This is a genomic window from Methanothrix sp. (assembly GCF_016706325.1).
In the GTDB taxonomy this organism is placed as follows: Archaea; Halobacteriota; Methanosarcinia; order Methanotrichales; family Methanotrichaceae; genus Methanothrix.
Window position 1 is genome coordinate 1,337,153 of record NZ_JADJJX010000001.1, and the last position, 20,025, is coordinate 1,357,177.

The window sequence follows — 20,025 nt, forward strand, 5'->3', positions numbered from 1 at the left end:
TGTAGCAGGTGCGTAGCAGGTGCATAGCAGGTGTGTAGCAGGTGCATGGCAGATGCATAGCAGATATACTGCAGCTGATGCTCTATCCCCTCTTATTCATTCAGGGGCAGGGCAGGTTGAGGATGGATATATTTCCTGCCACGGTCTCCGATCTGATCTGGGCATAGCCCATGTAGCTCCCCCCCATCATCATAGTGGGCACTGTGCGGGCGTTCTTCTGCACCCTCTGGCCGATCCTGGCCGAGCCCTGGATCTCAGAGCTTATCTCATAGACAGAGATGCTGTCGTCCTGATAGGCCTTGGTATCCTTGATCAGATCCTCATCTATGCAGTAGACCTCAGAGAATACCGAGCCCACCTCATAGTTCTTGGCGCAGAGGGCATTTCTCAGCTCGCTTTGAGTGAGGGGCGCATAATAGGGCTTGTAATTGAATTCCACTGATGTGGCAAGGGAGGTCTCATCCATATCTGCATCCCGATAGGTGAAGGAGTCGATGCTCCTGGTGACCATTCCGCTGCCGCTTGCCCCCAGCACTGCCTTCTGTCCGGCGAAGCCGGGCTGGGTCTGAAGGATCCTGAACTCATCCATGTAGCCATTGACGAATATCCAGGAGTGCTCAGTTGTGTTCTGGGCCAATAAACCGGCAGAGCCCGCCGCCTGCCCGGCAGCCGCCAGGGCGGCGATACAGATTATGCTCAGAGCCAGAGCCATCGACTTCATACTTGCACCTCACGAACCTCCTGTATCAGATGGAGCGGGGAAATATAAATGTGATCATGCTGACAGGATCGCTCCCCCATGATCGCTCCTCATGATCACTCTCTCCTGATCACTCCCTCATGATCGCTCAGCTGCTCCATGATATGAAGGCCCATGAGATGGAAGGATCGTCACTCGTTAAAAGTCCGCCAGGGCGGGGCCGAAGGAGTAGTAGGCATGGGCAGGAACACCATCGATAAGGCCGTAAGCATCCGGCTCGGGCAGCAAGGAGATCTCCGTCTGGTTCCAGCTGGCATCCAGGGAGTGTATGGGGGTGAATGTCTTGCTTATGAAGTAGGAGTCCTTCTGCCGGGCGGCCTGCCCCGCAGTGGCGGAGGATACGGGCAGCAGCATCAGCGATTCATTCCTTCCGAATATATTCTCTATCCAGGCGTTGTATATCGGGACGGCCAAATTGAACTCCTCTGGTCTTCCCTGAAGTGCCTGATCATGCTTTTTGGCCATCTCCCATCCCACGCCCAGGCCGTCCAGGACCCCCCTCTGATAATCGGTCAGAGAATCGCTCTGGGCCAAGGCAGGCCTGATAAGGGCAAAGGCGAAGAGCATTTTCATAGATATGGTCAGTCCTTTTATCAATCTCATTCTTCATTCCTCCGAGATCTTCATTATTCCATTCCCTTATTGATATAAAGAGCATCCCAGGAAATAGATTTTCGATTTTGCCAGGGAAGATGCCTTTAATATAGATCTGAGGCCAGCATCAATCCATGGATCTGAATCTTTGCATTAAAGGCAGAAGAAGTGTGAGGAGCTATCTGGACCGGCCTGTGCCCAGAGAGGTCATCGACAGATTGCTGGATGCTGCTGTCTGGGCTCCTTCGGGCATGAACGGGCAGCCCTGGCGGTTCACTGTCATCCAGGACCGGGAGGTCATAAAGAGCCTCTCAGCCAGAACTGCAGAGCTGGTGATGAAGTCCAGGCCCCTCCCCCCGGAGATGGAGGCGAGCTTCAAGTCGGGGAGGGATGTGGTATTCTACAGTGCTCCCCTGCTCATTCTCATCAGCGTCAAAAAGAATCCTGACTGGAGGACAGTCAACCTCTTGGACTGCGGACTGGCCGCCCAGAATATGTTCCTCGCCGCCTATCAGGAGGGCCTCGGTAGCTGCTTTATCGGATTTGCCTCCTTGCTGAACCAGTCTCCGGAGCATCTGGCCAGGATAGGGATACCAGAGGATCACGAGCTGATGGCCCCCCTGATCTTCGGCTATCCAAATCCAAATGATGTCCCGGAGGCAAAGCCAAGGGCGGCGAAGGTGCTGCAGTGGATCTGAGCCGCGGCTCATAATTGGCTTTCTGCTCGATTGTGTGGCGGATGTATGGCAGAGCCTGCTACATCCCCCTTCTCTATTCCTTGGCATCCTTGTGGTGAGGCTCGTTCATTCTGCTCTCACCGCAGAGGTGCAGAGGCACAAAGACGAGGAAATATGGTATCGGGTCTGTCCGTGGGAGGGCAGTGAAGTCTCCTTCAATCTGGCATGCAGAAAAAACCTCTGCTCTTCATCCCTCTTCTGCCCCCTCGATCTGTACCCGGGTCTCCTTTTTGCGGGAGATGTTCTCCACAAACCTGGGTACGGCCTCCACCAGGTGATCGACCAGGGAGTCACGGCTCACAGCCATCCTCTCTATTCTCACACCCAGTGGATCGATTATCACCACTGCTATGGGCTTCATCCCCAGGCCGCCCCCGCCGGCTCCACCCGGTTCGCTCTCCTTTCCCTTTCCAGATCCAGCGCCAAACCCCATTCCCACACTCATCAGAGGGATGATGGTTCTTCCCTCCACAGTGATGGGCTCGCCCACTGCTGTCTGGGGGGAGAGGGACTTTTGCATCTCCGTGGTGATGGTCTTCAGGATATCGCTCAGCTCTTCCATTTCCTCGACTCCAATTTTTGCATTATATATGGTCTGGGATAGATGAAAAATCTTTCTTCTTTTCCGCAGGCTTTATATCATCAACTACTGCCCAGAGGCCGCGGCCCTTTGCCCCATTAGAGGGCTTATCTCCACGGCTAAAGAGAACTACTGCTCAGCTATCGATGCTATTCGAGGAGCTTTTCAAGAGAAGCCATTCAATCCTCAGAGAACTCTTTCCGCTGTCCGAATTCTTGATGATTCCGCGAGCGGGGCTGACTAGTTATAGAAGAATATCCAAAGATTTTAATTCCAAATAGATGAGCCAATCCCGGTGGCAATATGATTACAATATCCCGCCCTGATTACTGATACTCTGATATTTAATTTCGCGATTGGAGATAGACATATCATCAATTATGCTTTTTCTTATAAAGATATCCTATTTTCAACTATCTACTTAATTCAAACTCACTATTACTGTAGCAAATTTATTATACAAGTAGAGCTCAATATCATATTATGCGAAAGAGAGATGTTGATTCCAGCCCGAATAGACTGGGTCGCTCAGAGATAAGATACTTCGATAATGATCTCAATCCCGTCCCCAGGGACAGAGCCACCTGGGCGGTCTTCCGGGAGGTGGATGAGAAGGGAGACCTGCTCTTCGAGGCGCAAGGATTCATTGACTAGATCCTGCAGGGTGGAGATCTACATTGGGATGAGATCTATGCTGGATTTGATTTGAGTGTAAATTCGCCTCCAGATCACTGGAGTGGATCGATTTTCATCTCTGATATCGCCAGCATGAGCCCCCTGCCACAAGCGCCGGGGAGATCAATATCAAGGTGATAAGGCCCTCTGCCACCGGAAGCAAACAGCAATCGCCATCTATGGCGGGGCAGAAGAATCCCGATCTCACTGTAAAGGAGCAAAGGCAAAAAGAGGAGGATTAGCATCCTCAGCCTCGCCCCGGCAGAGAAGGATCTAAAATTTCTCAGTATGACAAAATGCCATTATTTTCAACCAGGGGAAAAGTTTTATCTTAGAGGGTTCTCTTCAGATGAAAGGTGGTATCTTATAATGAAAAAACATACGATCAGCATACTTTCAATATGTATTCTACTACTGATGCCCCTCTCCGCCCTGGCCGGGGATGTTCGGCTGGTGATGCAGCACCTGCCGGGAGACAATCTCGACCCCACATTTGATTATTCGGGCTGGTATGTCAGAGAGTCGGGCATAGTTGAGACCCTGTTCGCCTTTGATCAGGATATGAACCTCGTCCCCGAGCTCGCCACGGGATATGAGATGGCCAGCGATAAGGAGTGGATCATAAAACTGCGGGAAGGGGTGGAATTTCATGATGGCACTCCGCTCAATGCCGATGCCGTCATCTATTCCCTTCACCGGGTGATGGACGATCCGAACAACAAGTGGCATGATCGCTTTGACTTTGTGGACTCCATCGATGCCCAGGACGATCACACCATCAAGATCACAACCAAGGAGGTCTATGCCCCCACTTTGGCCGCCCTTGCCGATGTCCGGATTGCCAGCATTGTGAGCCCTGCAGCCACTGACCTGGAGCATCATCCAGTGGGAACCGGCCCCTTCAAGTTCGTCAGCTACGAGCCGGATGTGAAGCTGGTACTGGAGAAGAACGAGAACTACTGGAAGGGACCGGTGAAGGCGGATAGGGCCACAGTCAGCTACATCTCCCAGCCCGAGACCCGGGCGCTGATGCTCGAGGGCGGGGAGGCGGACATAGTCTGGGCATTGCCGGCCCAGTGGTATGAGACCATCGATGATGCCCCATCCACCAAGGTCGTCTCCAAGGACACCATGAGGACCTACTTCATGTTCGTCAACACCGCCAAGCCCCCCCTGGACAAGGTGGAGGTCAGGCAGGCGATAAGCTATGCCATCGACAGAGAGGAGCTGGTGGATTCCGCTCTGGAAGGGGTGGCTGGCACTCCAGCGAAGGGCTTTTGGTCCTCGAACTATCCCTGGTCGGCAAACGATGAGATCGAGGGGTACCCCTACAATCCAGAGAGGGCGAAGGAGCTGCTTGAGAGTGCAGGCCTCACCTGGGATGGCCAGGCATGGCTTTATGATGGCCAGCCCTTTGAGCTGGTCATCAAGACCTACACCAGCCGGCCAGCCAACAAGCCCTCTGCTGAGCTGGTGGCATCTCAGCTGGAGAAGATCGGCATCAAGACCTCAATCACAACCCTGGAAGGTGCAGCCATAACATCTGACATGAGCAAAGGGGACTATGACCTAGCACTCTATGCCTATGGCACAGCAACCAGCGGCGATCCGGACTACTTCGTCTCCCAGCAGTTCCTCTCCAGCGGTATCGAGGCGGGCTACACCCGCTATTCAGGGATCGATGACATGATTCTGGAGGGAAGATCGACCCTGGACGAGAACGAGAGGATGAAGATATACAAGCAGATCCAGGAGAGGGTTCTGCAGGACTGTCCTGAGATCTTCCTGTTCTACGATCGGATGATGGTGGGGGATCAGCGATAAGGTGGAAGGCTTTGAGATATATCCCAATGAGATCACCATAATCACCGATAAGGTGAATGTGCTCTGATCTAAATTTTATTATTTTTTTTTATTTTCTTTATTCATTTACATCTTTATTTTTACATCTTTACTCCTTTATGTCTTTTGCCTCGCCTGTCTCTTGTTATGAAAAATGATTCAATGATTCAATTAGCGCTCTTGCGTGACCATTTTCATTCTTCAGGTGCGATTCAATCGCTGCCTGAAAAAAAGGATCATGCTGTTTTGTGGCATGGCCCACTCATCCTGATTCCACCAAAGAGCTGAAGAGGCAGATGGATGAGGGAGGTGGCAGCCACACTCTTGGCTAGAGCGAAGAGCCCAATAGATTTATTAACTTGACTCTAAATTCAGCCAATAAGTATGATATATCGATAATACTAAAATGACTAATATTACTTAGTATCATCTTATAGCAAAGATCTCCTTTGGGATATAGAGATGAGTTCGGCCAGATGAAGGATTTGGAGGAAGATCATGGATGTGAAGGAGAGTATATCGCAGTACTGGGACTGGAGAAGTCAGAGCTATACCAATGGCAGCCACGGATTCGAAGAGGAGGAGAAGGCGGTCTGGAAGAGGGAACTGGAGCCATTCCTCCCGGGAAATAGGCATAAGAGAGTCCTGGATGTGGGGACTGGACCCGGATTTATGGCCCTGATACTGGCGGAGATGGGCTTTGATGTGACTGGTGTGGACATCTCCAAAGGAATGGTAGAGAAGGCCAGGGAGAACGCCAGGGCGATGGGTTTACAGGTCGACTTTCGCCATGCGGATGGCGAGCAGCTTGCATTCGATGATGGTAGCTTCGATCTGCTGGTCAACAGGCATCTGCTCTGGACCCTTCCTCATCCCCTGGATGCTGTAAGAGAATGGTCTAGGGTTCTGTCGGGTGGGGGCCGGATCCTGGCCATCGATGGAGCCTGGTTTGACCCCTCCCTCAATGCCCAGATCCGCCGGGGCATCTCCAGAGCAGTCTCCAAAATAAGCTTGAAGAGCGGCCCCTCCATTCAATCGAGATTTAAAAAGCACTACCATTCGATAAAAGGGGATCTTCCCCTCTACAGCCATTCCCAGCCGGAAAGGATCTGCAATATCTTCCATGAGGCAGGCCTGTCCAACATCTCTTTTCGCCAGTTGATAGAGGTGCAGAAGCTCCAGGATGAGAAGGGCTCCCTCCTGAGGAGGCTGGAGTATCACGAGCCCACATTCCTGGTGACGGGCGATGTGGCGAAGAGAGGAGAGTGAATGCAATGAGAACGATCCAGCCCGGTCAGATGAACCCTTCCGGCCAGGGAAATGAGGCTGGTGATTAAACGGGCCTTCTGGCTTATGTGGCAAGGAGAGTATTGCAGGTCATACCGGCAATGCTCCTGGTCTCAGTCATCAGCTTCTCATTGATCTTTCTCGCTCCGGGGGATCCTGCTGTTGTGCTTCTGACCAGCCCCGAGGGCAGCCCCAGCCAGGAGGCCATTGAGAAGTTCAAGGTTCGAATGGGAATGGACCAGCCGGTCTACATTCAGTACCTGAACTGGCTCAATCGGCTCATCCACGGCGATCTGGGATACTCCTATATCTCCAATCAGCCGGTGGCGGACAGGATTATGAGATGCTTCCAGGCCACCTTGAAGCTCTCCATTCTCAGCATGATCATATCCCTGGTCATCTCCATTCCCCTGGGAATCATAGCCGCCGTCAGGAGCAATACGATCATAGACGATTTCTGCCGTCTCGGGGCTCTCATTGGGGTCTCCATCCCCAACTTCTGGCAGGCGTTCATCTTCATCATGATATTCTCCATCTATCTTGACTGGCTGCCAGTAGCAGGATACGGCCATGGGGGAGACCTGATGCATATGATATTGCCGGCGACCGTTCTGGGGACGAGCTCTGCTGCCATGACCACCAGGCTGATGAGATCAAGCCTGCTGGAGGCGATGAACCAGGATTATATCATCACCGCCAGGGCAAAAGGCCTTCCGGAGAGGGTGGTGATAGGAAGGCATGCCCTGAGAAATGCATTGATCCCGGTGGTGACTATGCTCGCCCTCAGCTTCGGTTTTCTTTTAAACGGCTCAGTGGTGATAGAGTGGATATTCGGCTGGCCTGGTATCGGCGGACTGGTTGTGGATTCCATATATAAGAGGGATTATACCATGATCCAGGGGTCGGTGCTCTTTATTGCTGCTATATTCGTAACATTGAATTTAATTGTGGACATATCATATACCTACCTGGATCCAAGGATACGCTATGATGAGCTCGATTAAGAACAGAAACATCCTGATTGGCCTTTCCATCATCTCAATTCTGGTAGTGCTTGCCGTATTTGCTCCCTACATCGCCCCCCACGACCCCATAGCTGCCAACCCCCAGATCAGGCTGGAGCCGCCAACAATGGATTACCCCTTCGGGACGGACCATATGGGCCGCTGCGTGCTGAGCCGGACCATATACGGGGCCAGGATATCCCTGCTCATCGGGATGATGGTGATTCTTGGCTCTCTTATGATCGGGATCTTTCTGGGAACCATCTCCGGCTACCTTGGAGGCCTGGTCGATGACATCGTCATGAGGCTTGTCGATGGCTTTCTTGCTATTCCCAGTATGTTCCTCGCCCTGGCCCTGGCCGGCACTCTGGGGCCGGGGCTGTTCAATCTGACTGTTGCCCTGATTGTGGTGGAGTGGACGAGCTATGCCCGGGTGGTGAGAAGCTCCATTCTCTCCATAAGGGGGAAGGAGTTTGTCGATGCAATAAGGTGTCTGGGTGCGGGAGATGCTTATATTTTGACCCGGCATATCCTGCCGAATATACTCTCTCCTTTGATTGTGATCGCCACCCTCGGCATAGGCTATGCCATCCTCGCTGCATCCGGCCTTAGCTTTCTGGGGTTTGGCGTGCAGCCACCCACTCCCGAATGGGGTTCAATGCTCGATGATGGCCGGCTGTTCATGAGGAAAGCACCGCATATAATGATCTTCCCTGGCCTGGCCATAATGATCACCGTCCTGGCCTTCAACTTCCTGGGCGATGGCCTGAGGGATGAGATGGATCCCAGGTACGAGAAGAGGGACACTGAATTGAATGCTTAGGCCCAGGCCCGCGCCATAGATGATAAAGGCAGCTTCAGGCGGCTGAAAGTGATCGATGGCCAATGAGATGAAATGGCGGAATCTGGACGGAGAGGGCTCTGAAAGCCCCTGATTTATCACAATATTTATTAACAGGATATAACGTCGTATGAAAAATGACCGCCGATTATAATTCTGTGCGAGGTAAGATGTCATGATGAAAAACCATCTGATCTGGATTCTGATCTATGCTTTAGTGGCATTATCTCCTGCTAATGCAGCCGATTTTGTCCTGGAGATCTATGGCAATGCCAATATGGATGAATATCTGAACCAGGACGACCTGGATTATATCAACGATATTGTATCGGGCAAAATCGAGCCCACCAAGCTTGCCGATGCCAACTTCGATGGGAAGGTGGATGAAGAGGACATAGCACAGATACAGGCAATACTGGAGGGCAGGGAGGAGAAGCTCACATTCATTGACATGCTGGGCGAGCCGGTCACCATCAACAAGCCCATCCGCCGGCTGGTGAACATGGGCTACAATGGGGTGGAGATGACCAGAATCCTGGGCGCAGAGGATATCCTTGTCGCCTACGGCCAGGATAGAACTGAGCATGCAATATTCTTCCCCAAATTCGCTGAGCTGCCTTTTGTGGGAAATGACCCCAATGACTGCGACTATGAGATGATAGTCAGCCTCAAGCCCGATGCCGTCCAGACAAATATAGAAAGGGCGAGCTTCACTGTGGGGGGATTGGATCAGAAGCGCATCTTTGAAAATAATTTAAAGGATATTCCCCTGATCAGCCTCAACATGCGCGAGCAAGATACTCTGGTGAAGAATGTAAGGACATATGGATACATACTGGATCGAGAGCAGGAAGCAGAGGAGTTCATAGACTGGTACTCTGAATACTATGATCTGTTCCTGAGCAGAACTGCATCCCTCTCCGATGATGAGAGGCCAAGATGCGTCATTGAGTATACCCCCTACTACTGCTATGCATCGGGAAGCAGTCTGGGCCAGGTTCTGGCCCTTGCTGGGGGAAAGAACATCCTCGATAAGAAGATCGGCCCGGATGATCCAAAATATGGCTCAATGCTGGATATCGAGCCTGAGTTCGTGGTCAGGGAGGATCCTGAATATATCTTTAAGGCAGTGGGAAGCTGGGATAGCGGCTATCAGTTCGATAACTCCCGGGCACTGGCCGCCTACAAAGAGCAGGTGATGAATCGTACAGAGCTGGCAAATACTGCTGCTGTTAGAGGTAATGATGCATACTGCATGAGCTTTTGGATTCTTATAGGCGCGGGAAACAACATCATAGGCACTTCTTACGTGGCCAAGCTATTACATCCCGATCTATTCCAGGATATAGATCCCTCGGCCATACATCAAGAATATGTGGATCGCTTCTGCCGCATGGACTTCGACGTCAAAGAGCAGGGAGCATTCCTCTATCCTCCATATAATCGCTGGCCGGTGGGGGCATGAGGACATGATAGTTCTCTTCCCCTTCCATCCGTCCTTCTGGAGCCTGAGATGAAGGATCGGATAACCAGGCATTGGGATGGGAGGGCAAAGGCATATGATGAGAATGTCAGGCAGGTCATATACTCACCCCGGGAGAGGCGCATATGGCAGGAGATCTTCAGTGAAGCTATAGGCAGCACTCCTCTCAGGATTCTTGACGTGGGCACGGGGCCGGGTATTCTGTCTAATCTTCTCTCCGAGCTGGGCCATGAGGTCACGGGCATTGATGCCTCAGAGGGGATGCTCAAGAGGGCCAGATCCAACTCTTTTGCCCTGCAGAACTCAATTCAGCTCCTGCAGGGAGATGGCGAGCGCCTGCCTTTTGCCAGCGGCTCCTTTGATGCTGTGGTCAACAGGTATGTCCTTTGGACCCTGCCCCAGCCGGAAAAGGCTCTGGCCGAATGGCAGAGGGTTCTTCTGCCAGGAGGCCGGCTGGTTATCATTGATGGCACCTGGTTTGACCATAAAAGCCTCACCGCATGGAGGCAGCTATGGCGAGGACTCTCGCCCCTCCTGATCATGCTCGCAGAGAGGAGAGTTCCCTGCTACCGGGAGCTGGACAAGGATATAAAAAGGAACTTGTGGTCCTGCAATGTGAAGAGGCCTGATATCGATATAGAGATGCTCTCGAATCTGGGCTTCAAGGATGTCCAGGTGAGCTATGACCTTGATAGAAGGCTTCTTTTCACCCTCAACTATCTGAAGCATGGACACAGCGGCAGGCAGTTCCTGATCACAGGCATTAAGTGAGGCGGTAAGAGAGATTGAGCGGGACTATTCTTTGAGGTTATTCAAGTGAAGCCGCGATTCAATATCCTGGTCAGGAATATGTTGATAGCCTCCGGCAGTTATGCTGCCAAGGTGAAGCGCTTCAGCTTCAATGCCAGAATGTACCTTCTCTTCGTATTCCTCACCACCCTGAATGCGGGGATTTATGGGGTGATATTCAATCTCTACATCCTTCGGCTCGGCTTCGGCGAGGACTTCCTGGGGCTGATCCTCTCCAGCTCCTCGACCGCCATGGGCCTCTTCGCCATACCGGCGGCCTTCGTCTGTGACCGCCTGGGACGGAAGAGGACACTTCTTCTCTCCTCTCTCCTCTCAGTATTCTCCCTTCTATTCCTCTATAACATCACCTCGCCCAGTCTATTGGTGCTCTTCAGTGTGGCAATGGGTATGGCCGGCTCCCTGAGTCTGATCACAGGCTCGACCTTCCTCCTGGAGAACTCGGCAAGAGAGGAGAGGATGTATCTTTTTTCCATGTCCTCGCTCATCTATACCTTCTCCATTCTCTCCGGGAATATGATCGGCGGATCATTTCCCGGCGTTATGGCCGGCATCTTCTCCCTTGAGATCGGTGGGGCAGAAGCCTACCGGCTGACCCTTTATCTCTCCCTCATTGCCACAACTGCATCATTGCTGCCACTGATATTTGTCACTGAGGCCAAGGCACTGAACGGAGATGGTATTGGCAGTCAACTGGGCATCTACATATCCATATTCAAATCAAAAGCTGTCCGGCAGATGACCTTTTTTTACTGCCTGTATGGGATCGGATGGGGAACCTCTCTGCCCTATTTCAATGTATATTTCGCTACTGTGCTGGGGGCGGATGCCAATCAGATCGGCATCTTCTTCTCCATCTCCCAGCTCTTTATGATCTTCGGATACTTCATGGTCCCCATCCTCGCTGAGAGAACGGGTCGGGTGAAGCTGGTGGCATCAGTGCAGATCCTATCCATACCATTCCTCTTATTGTTCGTCCACACCAACAACCTTCTCCTTGCTGTGATTGGATTTGTGATGAGATATATGCTAATGAATATGGCAAACCCAATATTAAACAGCTTCAAGCTGGAGATAGTCAAGCCGGAGGAGAGGTCGATAATAAACAGTGTGATGTGGATGGCCTGCTACACCTTTGTGGGGATTGGCACCTATGCCGGAGGTATGATGATGGCTGAAGGGTATAGCAGTATGCCCTTTCTCATCACCGCCCTGCTCTACGGTGTAACGGCAGTGCTCTATTACATATACTTTAACAAGCTTGAGAAATCGATGGCCTTGTAGTGCATCACCAGATGGGTTCGCATGTTTTTAGGAATATTTGTTAACACGTTTTTTATGATTTTTTTTATTAATTGCTATGATGTCGAAATGCTTATTAATGTACGAGCCGTTAACTGCGGCAGATCATATCACCGCCTGCAATTCTATCCCGGTCGATAGACGTGCATGCAAGAGATATAGGAGGCATAGATATGAGGATTGAAAGATATATGAGAGGAGCTGCGCAGCAGGCAGAGAAAACCAATTCGTCGAGAGCGCCCGTGCTCTGGGGGCAAGCGAGAGCTACATCATGGGAAGACACATATTTCCCAACTCCATCGCCCCCCTGATACCGATGATCACCTTGGGCCTTGGGAGCTTGCTTCTCAGCGTGAGCGGATTGAGCTTCATAGGATTGGGGGTGGAGGCGGGAACTCCAGAGCTGGGGATGATGATCAAGAACGGATTTGCCGTCTTCCCAGGCCATCCCCATCTGGTTCTTGTGCCCTCTGCATTGATAATCGTCTGCGTGACCGGTTTCACCCTGATCGGCGATGGCCTGCGTGACCAACTGGACCCGAGAAAAGGCAATCCATCCAGTCCATCCTGATGGATGAATCGCAGCCAAAGAATGCATAAAATAGGAATGCTGTCAGGGCATAAGTGCACCGGTTATCAGGAACGGCATCTGGTTATGCCTTCATGCCATCATAATTCCTCCGGCATATGTCCCTGTCCCCACAAACAGGTAGCATACTGCCCAGGTCAGGCTGTTGATCATCGGCCTCTCCTCGGGTGGGACGATCTCTCCAAGATGATCGCATCAAGAGATCAAGTCCTCAATCGAAGCGAACTGGCCAATGTCGATGTGGTAAAGGACAATCAGGTGTGCACTCCGCGCATTCCAATATCTTTAAATATTTAGAATACAATGGTGCTTTGTATTGATAATCAGGAGGTATGCTACTGAAATGGAATGTATTAATGGTATGCATACTACTTTCTTGTATGCATGTCGTAATGTCCGCTCAAGGTAATGAGAATCAAGGTGCAGAAACAGAACTCGAACTACAAGAGAATCAGTCTAATACTGAGTTTGCTCCTTTGCCAAATAATAGCGTCGCTTTGAATCAGTCAACATCGACACCGATTGGGTTGGAAAGGACTGCAAGGGATAACCGTAGTCTTATTGAAAATGATACAAAATGTGAGCAAAGGACAAACTGCAGTGATCGAGAAAAAGGAGCCCTTGATGATGCAGTTAGTTGGCACATAATATCCTGTGCCACTATATATTCAGGTACATGCCAATATTCCAATAACTGTTATGTTGATGGGCATTGTCCCAATTGTTTTAGCTATTCAAGATCGCATGTATGCTGTTTGTATGGATATTGGGATAGCTCAGGCTTGCATTGTTATGCTTAGTTACCTGCTAGGAGGAAATCAGTTATGAACGTAAAATTGCTGGCATTAGCAATATTCTTAATCACATTAGGGGAAGTATATGGACAGGCGGATGAGCTTGAACACGCTGTTATGGGGGATGTGGATCTGCGATCAGGCTACGGGCGGGTTTGGACTAGCATTTACGGCGTTGAACTGGTATCTCTGTCTTCATATAATGATACTTTACAGCAGTTGATAGACAGTGCTGTAGATGGTGATACCATCGAATTACAGCCAGGCTGGTATAAATCTGACCAGAATTCTTCGGGATTTCTTGTAGAGATTGATAAGAACCTGACCCTGAAAGGACAAGGGATGGCAATCATAGACGGTCGGAGATTGCGCAGTGCATTGGCCATAGGCAAAAACAATCCCCAAGTAAAAGTAAAACTATCTAATATCAAATTGATAAACTGCAAAGGTGAGACTGGCGCGGCTATACTCAACCATGGCAAAATGCTGATCTTGGATGATTGCTTATTAGGTAACAATATAGCATACAATGGTTCAAGTATTTACAATAAATACGGTGAAGTGTGGATAAATGACAGCTTAGTAACGAATAACTTCGCTCTTCATGATGGTACAGTGGTTAACGAGGGAGGAAAATTGATCGTGGAAAACAGCACATTTTCCCAAAATATAGCATCTATGGGAGGTGGCATCTCCAGTAAGGGAGCCGTGCTGCGAAAAGATAGCTATGACCTGCAGAAGATCCGTGAAGAATACAGGAATGATTTCAGGAGTGGCATGCAGGTGATCGTGAGAAATTGCACCATTTCATACAACCGTGGAGATACAGGAGGTGCCATCAGTAGTGAAGGCGGCAGTCTTATAATAGATTCGACATCCTTCGAATCCAATAGAGGATCTGGGGGTGCGATTTACGCCTTTAATTGCCCATTAATAGCCACGGGCTGCAAAATTCTGAACAGTAAGATGGCGGATAACTGTTTTAACGCCGGTATTGGGGCTAGCGTTTTCATCTTCGGACAAAATGCGCTTATTGAGAATTGTTCCCTTCTCGATAACGAAGCCATGGTTGAGAATTTGCATGAAACATGTGGGACTGGCGGCGGTATTTATGCTTCAGAATCTAATGTGACTGTGGATAACTGTGATATACGACGCAACAAGGCATTTTACGGAGGAGGCATAAATGTATTTAAAGGCAATTTAATCGTAAATGGTGGAATAATCTCAGATAACGTAGCTAAAGGTATTAAATTGCCTGAAAGAATAACATTAACTTCTTTAAGTTTATCTAAATGCACCGATACGGGCTGTGAACGAGTTGATCAGACCGACAGCATTCCTGATACTTTTGGCGGAGATGGCGGAGGCATTTTTATCATTGGTAACGCCACATTGAACGATGTTACAATTGAAAGAAATTACGCTGCCAGAAAAGGAGGTGCGATCTACATAGATGAAGGAAGCCAAATAAGGCTGGATGGCAAAGTAACCATCATCGATAACCAGGCAAAAGAAAAGGGTGGAGCAATTTATAACCGAGGCACGCTCGACCTGAGAAACGCTAAGATCTCAAATAACTGTGCAAAAGAAGGTGGTGGTATTTTCATAGAACTGCTTGGTAATCTGGTGGGTAATACGGGTCTGGCAACTAATAATACTCCAGATAACATCTATTCGCCCGCAGAAGTTGAATAAATGAACAATGTATCTCAGCCAATAGGCTGGGATGCAAATCCAGTTAAAATGAGGGAGGCGTACAAGTCCATCATCTTGTCGCCACTCTCGCCGCCCCAAAGCCGGGTATCTGTTAATTCATTAACTCTAAAATCTTATGGTTCTTTGTTTAAAAGACTCAAGAAAAGATATATATCCTCATACTAATATACGATAATTAGCGAATGGATATCTTGACCATCTCAGCCTGGAAACCCTCCATCGCCCGGGGCATGGGGTGGCTGGTTGGATTGGAAATATCAAAGGGCGTTAAGAACTGGTGGTGAGTTGATGAATATAAAACTGAGCACTGAGATTAAACAGATGCTGGATGAAAACATAGTCTACCTGGCGACATCGACCAAAGATGGAAAGCCAAATGTGGTTCCTATCGGTATGGCTCACGCCATAAGCGAGAACGAGATTTTGATTCATGATATGATGTTCAAGAAAACAAGGAAAAACCTGGAAGACAATCCACAGGTTGCCATGTCTTTTACTGATGTGAAACGATGGGAGTCTTTCCAGCTTAAGGGGAAAGCAAGAATCTATACTGAAGGAGATATGTTTGAGAAAGTCCTGGAAATAATGAAGAATTCCCGGAGGCATGAGGATCTTCTCAGCGAGATCAGCGATCCAAAAATTAAGGAGAAATTTAGACGAATGGGCGAGCGGCATAAGAAATCAAAACCGAAGGCAGCAGTTCTAATCACTGTTGAAGAGATCTATTCCAATATGCCGGAGTCAGAGGGTGAATGATTCCCTCATGAGAGTCATGAATTCATGCGGGAAAAATCTGATTGTGGCCATAAGAATAGCAGCATTGATATATTGAGATATTATGATAAAAATAGCAAAAGGCGTGATGCTAGGTGGAAAACGAAAAAAACTCCATCGTTAAATGTCCAAACTGCGGCCAAGAGGCTTTAAAGGAGGACATGTTTCAAGAAGGTGATCTGTTCATCTGTGAAGAATGCTATTTAGATATACATCAAAAAATCAAAGCCTGCGATCCATGGGGTGTTCACTCCAAGACGGTCTTACGAAAACGCGCAGGCCAAGAGGGCACAGAAGGGCTAACTGATTTGCAGAAAAGGATCTACGACCTTATAGTGTCAAGAAATGGGGCCACTTCAGCTGAGATCATTCAGGAGCTTAAAATATCGCCCAATGAACTTCAAAACCAAATAGCCATTCTCAGGCATTGCGAATTATTAAAAGGACAAGATAGAGATGGCGTGGTTTACGTAGTACCTTGGTAGGCAGTGCTCTTATGGTTCAACAGAAAATGCAGGGGATGATGAACAGGTCCTGGATAGCCATCTTAGCTTTTCAGATAGCATTGACTGTATGAACTGTCCAGTAATATCGACCCAAAAAACATATAAATGATATTATGGGATTAGTATATGTAGCAAATAAGGTCGTATCTGCGGGATGAATTGGTGATCGCTTCACATTTCAACTCTCCATCATGTGGCCACGGGATGACGGCCTACTTGGGAGCCATTCATCTCATGGCGCTTGATGAAGTATCCAGACGTGGTAAGGTCCTGCTAAGGTCCTGCGCTTTCGCCAAGTGTGCTGCAAGGCAGGACATGTCGCTGTTACAGCGATTCCAAGAGTTAGAGCCAAGAATGGCAATCGCAGGTATCGTTTTCAATGCTTATCATTTGGCTCCGGCTAAGATGAGGGGGGTACAAGCCCGTCATCTCTGTCGCCACTCTCGCCACCCCCTCGCCGATACTAATTAATTCATCAATTCTAATTCATCCTCTTCAGTATCATCTCCTGAGAGAGGGTATTCGCCTCCTCGATAGTGGCATTCTCCACTGGTGTAATGCCCCCGAAGCCATCCATTAAGAGCACCTTTCCCTCCTTTCTCCTGGCAACGAGGATGCCTTTTGCCATCATCTGACGATCTCCTGTACCATCATCCAATAGATATACTGTAAATTCGCACATTATTCCACCGAAAGCATGAACTGCTTCACTTTCATGATATCCTGAAGGGAGCTGAACTGAGGGGAATAATCGAGGAGCAATGCTCCTTTCTTGTCCGCCTCCACCACCTCTCGATCATAGCTCACAGACATTATCTGCTGAGCGTTTCCATCAAGCTCTCTTTTTGCTGTTTGAAGGTCCCCATCGACCTCTACCTTGTTCACCACCACGATCTGCCTCTTGACGCCCAGATCCCCCGCCAGCTTCAGGCCGTGCTTTGCCACCTCCAAGGACTTGGGGGTGGGCTCAGTGATGACGAAGGAGAGGTCAAACTCCGAGGCCAGCCCCCGGCCGAAGATCTCCACCCCGGCCTGAGAGTCGACAAAGATGAAGTCGTACTCCTCAGTGTCGGATGCCAGGTAGTTCACCAGCAGCCTGACCAGGGATATGGGGGCGCACAGGCACCCGGCGCCGCCGAAGGGGATCGTTCCCATCACTATCAGCCTCACTCCGTCTGCTGCCGGGAGGATGAACTCGTGAAGATCCTCTTCAGTGCACTCCATCTCATGCTCATCATGCTCCTCCATATGTGAGCCGAGCATCTCCCGGAGATGGGCGCTATCATCTGCCAGGGAGACTATATCGTCGAGCGAGATGCCCAGGGACATGGCCAGGTTCATGCTCGGATCGCAGTCTATGACCAGCACTTTATAGCCATCCCGGGCCAGCAGCCTGGCCAGATTGGAGAGGATGGTGGTCTTGCCCACACCACCCTTTCCTGAGAAGATGATCCGTTTCATCGGGACTCCAGAACGAGAGTGTTGACAAATACGGTTTCGTCGAACTCCTCGTTCACCCTCTTCGTCCCATCAGCATGCCTGACCAAGAACATGCATTCTCCCTCCACATCGATGGGAATCCTTGCCACACCAGTCCCGTCCGTTCTGGAGGATGCTATCTCCCGTCCCTCCCTCTTGGAGACGGCCTTGACCTCAGCAGATGCCAGTGGCTTCTCCTCGTACAGGACGGAGAGCTCGATCTCCTGCCCGGTGCGGCAGAAGGGCTCTTTGGGCACTATCTCCAGAATTCCATGCAATGGCCGGCCTGTGTAACTGCTGCCATTTCCCACAGAGACTATCGTCTTGGCCATCTGATTGTAAGCTCCAGCATAGATAACATCCTTGAACTGGAATTTTGGCCCCTGATTGTAGCCATCTTTGGTCTGAGACCAGACGGTGGTGCCCATGTCCACGAAAGCAGTGTAGTGGCCGGCGTTCTCTGCCTTGAACCTCATTGAATGGCGATCATCGCCCGCTGATAAAACGGCCTCTCCTCTGCTTCCGTCAGGACGAAAGACAAACGGCGAAAACCTGCTGATATCGGCCACGCCATCCTGGCGCATATTGTGGCCGTAGACAAGGAAAAGCTCCACATCATCCTTCTCGATCTTCGATCTCTCCAGCCATATCTCATGGCCCTGAATCATCAATGATAGATTTCTCTCTTGCATATATCCAATCCTCATTGCAGGTGTGATTGATTGGGGTTGTAAGGTTTGTTTATTAATAAGTTTTCCTATGACAATAATATTTTGTAATAATACATTAAATCAAAAATTAAAAATAATGCTACTTTTCTATGCTTCGGTTTGCCCCTCCAACCGGAGGGGGGGAAGGCGGAAGATCGGGGCCGCTGATGCAAAGCAGCAGATGCAAAGCAGCAGATGCAAAGCGGCTGAATGCAGGGTGGCCTCAATCACTGCATCTTCCGCCCACCGGATCCGGGGGAACCATTTGCAGCCTTTAACTCATTGGAGGATAAACGAATGCTCCATGCTTTTTCAGGTCGTAGTCCACATTCTGGAACCTATCGATGAATTCCTGATGCACCTGTTCTGGATCGAGGTCCCGGAATAGATCGGGATAGAGCCACTTGGCAAAGTACAGCACGCCAATATGATCTCCTGCTCCCAGGGTGTTTATGAAATAGGTCACATAGATCCGGCCATTCTTTCCTGCATCGGTCTTGCCAAATCCTGCTGTTCCCATGATCTCATCATGGCGCTCCTTCAGGACGGATTCATCATCCACCTCATAGCCACCATTCCAGGACAGTCCAATGATCGCATCCGGATTCTGCTTCAGCACCCATTCGGTCTCCACTGGGGGCAGGGTGTTCTTTGAGGAGATGCCTCCATCCACCCGGAGGCTATCCCCCAGGTCTGCAGCAATGTTTATCCCTCCAGCAAGCTCTATCGCCTCTGAGTAGCCGCTTCCCCGGGCGACTGTGGTGTTGCCCGGCCGGTCAACGAAGACCCTTACCCTCTCGTCCTCTGGAATAGCAGCTACCCTCTCAACAACCATATCCAGATATCCGTCCTTCCATTCCTGGTACTCCAGCGCCTTATCCACCTCATCCAGCATATAGGCGATGGTGAAAAGAGATGGCGTCCCCTTGCTCCAGGTCTCCAGATGGACCACATCTATGCCAGAGCCCCTGAGCTTCTCCTTGAGATAAGGGCAGCCGGCCTTTGTGCCGATGATGATCGCATCCGGCTGGAGCTTCATGATCGCCTCCACATCGCAATCGTTTCTGTTGCCGATGGAGGCAGTCTGAATGAACTGGGGGAAGTAGGTGGGGTACTTTCCAATGGCGCCGGAGCTCCCCTCAGAATCCACCCCGACCACCCTCTCTTCTGCACCCAGGATGCGGATGATCTCTGCCGTATTGTCATATACCAGAACGATCCTCTCCAAGGGATGCTTGACCCGGCTGGCATTGCCAAAGGCATCGAGATAATATATCTCAGATTCAGTCCCCTGGATGATCTTCTTGATCTGATCCAGATCTGCCTCATCCACCTTTCCATCCCGGTTGGCATCAGAGAGATCGGTCTTTTCATTCTTGCCATCCAGGATGCCCTGCACATAGCTTATGTCCTCTTCATCGATCAGGCCGTCCTCATTCGCATTGCCGAAGATATCCAGGGTGAACTCCTGGGCGGTCGCGGAGAGGATCAGCAATAATCCCAATGAGATCAATGCGTAGATCGTTTTGCTCACAGTCCGTC

20 protein-coding genes are annotated in these 20,025 nt (G+C 50.0%); 13 read left to right on the plus strand and 7 right to left on the minus strand.

Annotated elements, in window-relative coordinates; all coding sequences use genetic code 11:
* Positions 1-100 precede the first annotated feature (100 nt).
* A complete protein-coding gene (locus IPI63_RS07045; protein ID WP_214065055.1) occupies positions 101-721 on the minus strand; it encodes a hypothetical protein in 621 nt (206 codons plus the stop codon).
* A 177-nt stretch (positions 722-898) separates the two neighbouring features.
* A complete protein-coding gene (locus tag IPI63_RS07050; RefSeq protein WP_292477618.1) occupies positions 899-1,363 on the minus strand; it encodes a hypothetical protein in 465 nt (154 codons plus the stop codon).
* A gap of 125 nt (positions 1,364-1,488) precedes the next feature.
* Between IPI63_RS07050 and IPI63_RS07055 the strand changes: the two genes are divergently transcribed.
* Positions 1,489-2,052, plus strand: a complete 564-nt coding sequence (locus IPI63_RS07055; RefSeq protein WP_292477620.1) for a nitroreductase family protein — start codon at positions 1,489-1,491, stop codon at positions 2,050-2,052.
* Positions 2,053-2,278: 226 nt separating this feature from the next.
* Here IPI63_RS07055 and IPI63_RS07060 read toward each other — a convergent pair whose 3' ends face one another.
* Positions 2,279-2,653, minus strand: a complete 375-nt coding sequence (locus tag IPI63_RS07060) for a GerW family sporulation protein (protein WP_214080421.1) — start codon at positions 2,651-2,653, stop codon at positions 2,279-2,281.
* Positions 2,654-3,154: 501 nt separating this feature from the next.
* Here IPI63_RS07060 and IPI63_RS07065 point away from each other — a divergent pair.
* From IPI63_RS07065 to IPI63_RS07120, 12 genes are all read left to right on the plus strand, one after another.
* Positions 3,155-3,325, plus strand: a complete 171-nt coding sequence (locus IPI63_RS07065) for a hypothetical protein (RefSeq protein WP_292477621.1) — start codon at positions 3,155-3,157, stop codon at positions 3,323-3,325.
* Positions 3,326-3,715: 390 nt separating this feature from the next.
* Positions 3,716-5,170 (plus strand): ABC transporter substrate-binding protein, encoded by a 1,455-nt coding sequence (locus IPI63_RS07070; protein ID WP_292477622.1) that lies wholly within the window; start codon positions 3,716-3,718, stop codon positions 5,168-5,170.
* 516 nt (positions 5,171-5,686) lie between these two features.
* Positions 5,687-6,457: a class I SAM-dependent methyltransferase gene (locus IPI63_RS07075; protein WP_214065796.1), complete on the plus strand. Its 771-nt coding sequence runs from the start codon at positions 5,687-5,689 to the stop codon at positions 6,455-6,457.
* 86 nt (positions 6,458-6,543) lie between these two features.
* On the plus strand, positions 6,544-7,479 hold the full coding sequence (nikB, locus tag IPI63_RS07080; protein WP_292477623.1) for a nickel ABC transporter permease: 936 nt from the start codon (positions 6,544-6,546) through the stop codon (positions 7,477-7,479).
* The gene (gene nikC, locus IPI63_RS07085; protein WP_214065797.1) at positions 7,463-8,302 is read left to right on the plus strand and encodes a nickel transporter permease; all 840 of its coding nucleotides are present in this window, start codon (positions 7,463-7,465) and stop codon (positions 8,300-8,302) included. Before nikB ends, nikC begins: the two co-directional genes overlap by 17 nt.
* Positions 8,303-8,495: 193 nt before the next feature.
* Positions 8,496-9,785 carry an ABC transporter substrate-binding protein gene (locus IPI63_RS07090; RefSeq protein WP_292477624.1) on the plus strand — a complete coding sequence of 430 codons (1,290 nt, stop codon included), beginning with the start codon at positions 8,496-8,498 and terminating at the stop codon, positions 9,783-9,785.
* Between the two features lie 48 nt (positions 9,786-9,833).
* Positions 9,834-10,574, plus strand: a complete 741-nt coding sequence (locus IPI63_RS07095) for a class I SAM-dependent methyltransferase (protein WP_292477625.1) — start codon at positions 9,834-9,836, stop codon at positions 10,572-10,574.
* A gap of 45 nt (positions 10,575-10,619) precedes the next feature.
* Complete coding sequence (locus tag IPI63_RS07100; RefSeq protein WP_292477626.1) at positions 10,620-11,894, plus strand: MFS transporter; 1,275 nt, start codon at positions 10,620-10,622, stop codon at positions 11,892-11,894.
* Positions 11,895-12,099: 205 nt separating this feature from the next.
* A complete protein-coding gene (locus tag IPI63_RS07105; RefSeq protein ID WP_292478213.1) occupies positions 12,100-12,483 on the plus strand; it encodes an ABC transporter permease subunit in 384 nt (127 codons plus the stop codon).
* A gap of 842 nt (positions 12,484-13,325) precedes the next feature.
* On the plus strand, positions 13,326-14,993 hold the full coding sequence (locus IPI63_RS07110; protein WP_292477627.1) for a hypothetical protein: 1,668 nt from the start codon (positions 13,326-13,328) through the stop codon (positions 14,991-14,993).
* Positions 14,994-15,302: 309 nt separating this feature from the next.
* Positions 15,303-15,770, plus strand: coding sequence for a pyridoxamine 5'-phosphate oxidase family protein (locus tag IPI63_RS07115; protein ID WP_214064698.1), 468 nt, complete (start codon positions 15,303-15,305; stop codon positions 15,768-15,770).
* Between the two features lie 113 nt (positions 15,771-15,883).
* Positions 15,884-16,273, plus strand: coding sequence for a hypothetical protein (locus IPI63_RS07120; RefSeq protein WP_292477628.1), 390 nt, complete (start codon positions 15,884-15,886; stop codon positions 16,271-16,273).
* Between the two features lie 502 nt (positions 16,274-16,775).
* Here the strand turns inward: IPI63_RS07120 and IPI63_RS07125 are convergent.
* The 4 genes from IPI63_RS07125 to IPI63_RS07140 all read right to left on the minus strand — a co-directional run bounded on the left by IPI63_RS07125 (position 16,776) and on the right by IPI63_RS07140 (position 20,017).
* Positions 16,776-16,976: a CooT family nickel-binding protein gene (locus IPI63_RS07125; protein ID WP_214064700.1), complete on the minus strand. Its 201-nt coding sequence runs from the start codon at positions 16,974-16,976 to the stop codon at positions 16,776-16,778.
* Positions 16,976-17,755 carry an AAA family ATPase gene (locus IPI63_RS07130; protein WP_292477629.1) on the minus strand — a complete coding sequence of 260 codons (780 nt, stop codon included), beginning with the start codon at positions 17,753-17,755 and terminating at the stop codon, positions 16,976-16,978. The genes IPI63_RS07125 and IPI63_RS07130 overlap by 1 nt, the downstream gene beginning before the upstream one ends.
* Positions 17,752-18,465, minus strand: coding sequence for a DUF4198 domain-containing protein (locus tag IPI63_RS07135; RefSeq protein WP_292477630.1), 714 nt, complete (start codon positions 18,463-18,465; stop codon positions 17,752-17,754). The genes IPI63_RS07130 and IPI63_RS07135 overlap by 4 nt, the downstream gene beginning before the upstream one ends.
* Positions 18,466-18,757: 292 nt before the next feature.
* Positions 18,758-20,017 (minus strand): ABC transporter substrate-binding protein, encoded by a 1,260-nt coding sequence (locus IPI63_RS07140; protein WP_292477631.1) that lies wholly within the window; start codon positions 20,015-20,017, stop codon positions 18,758-18,760.
* Positions 20,018-20,025 lie beyond the last annotated feature (8 nt).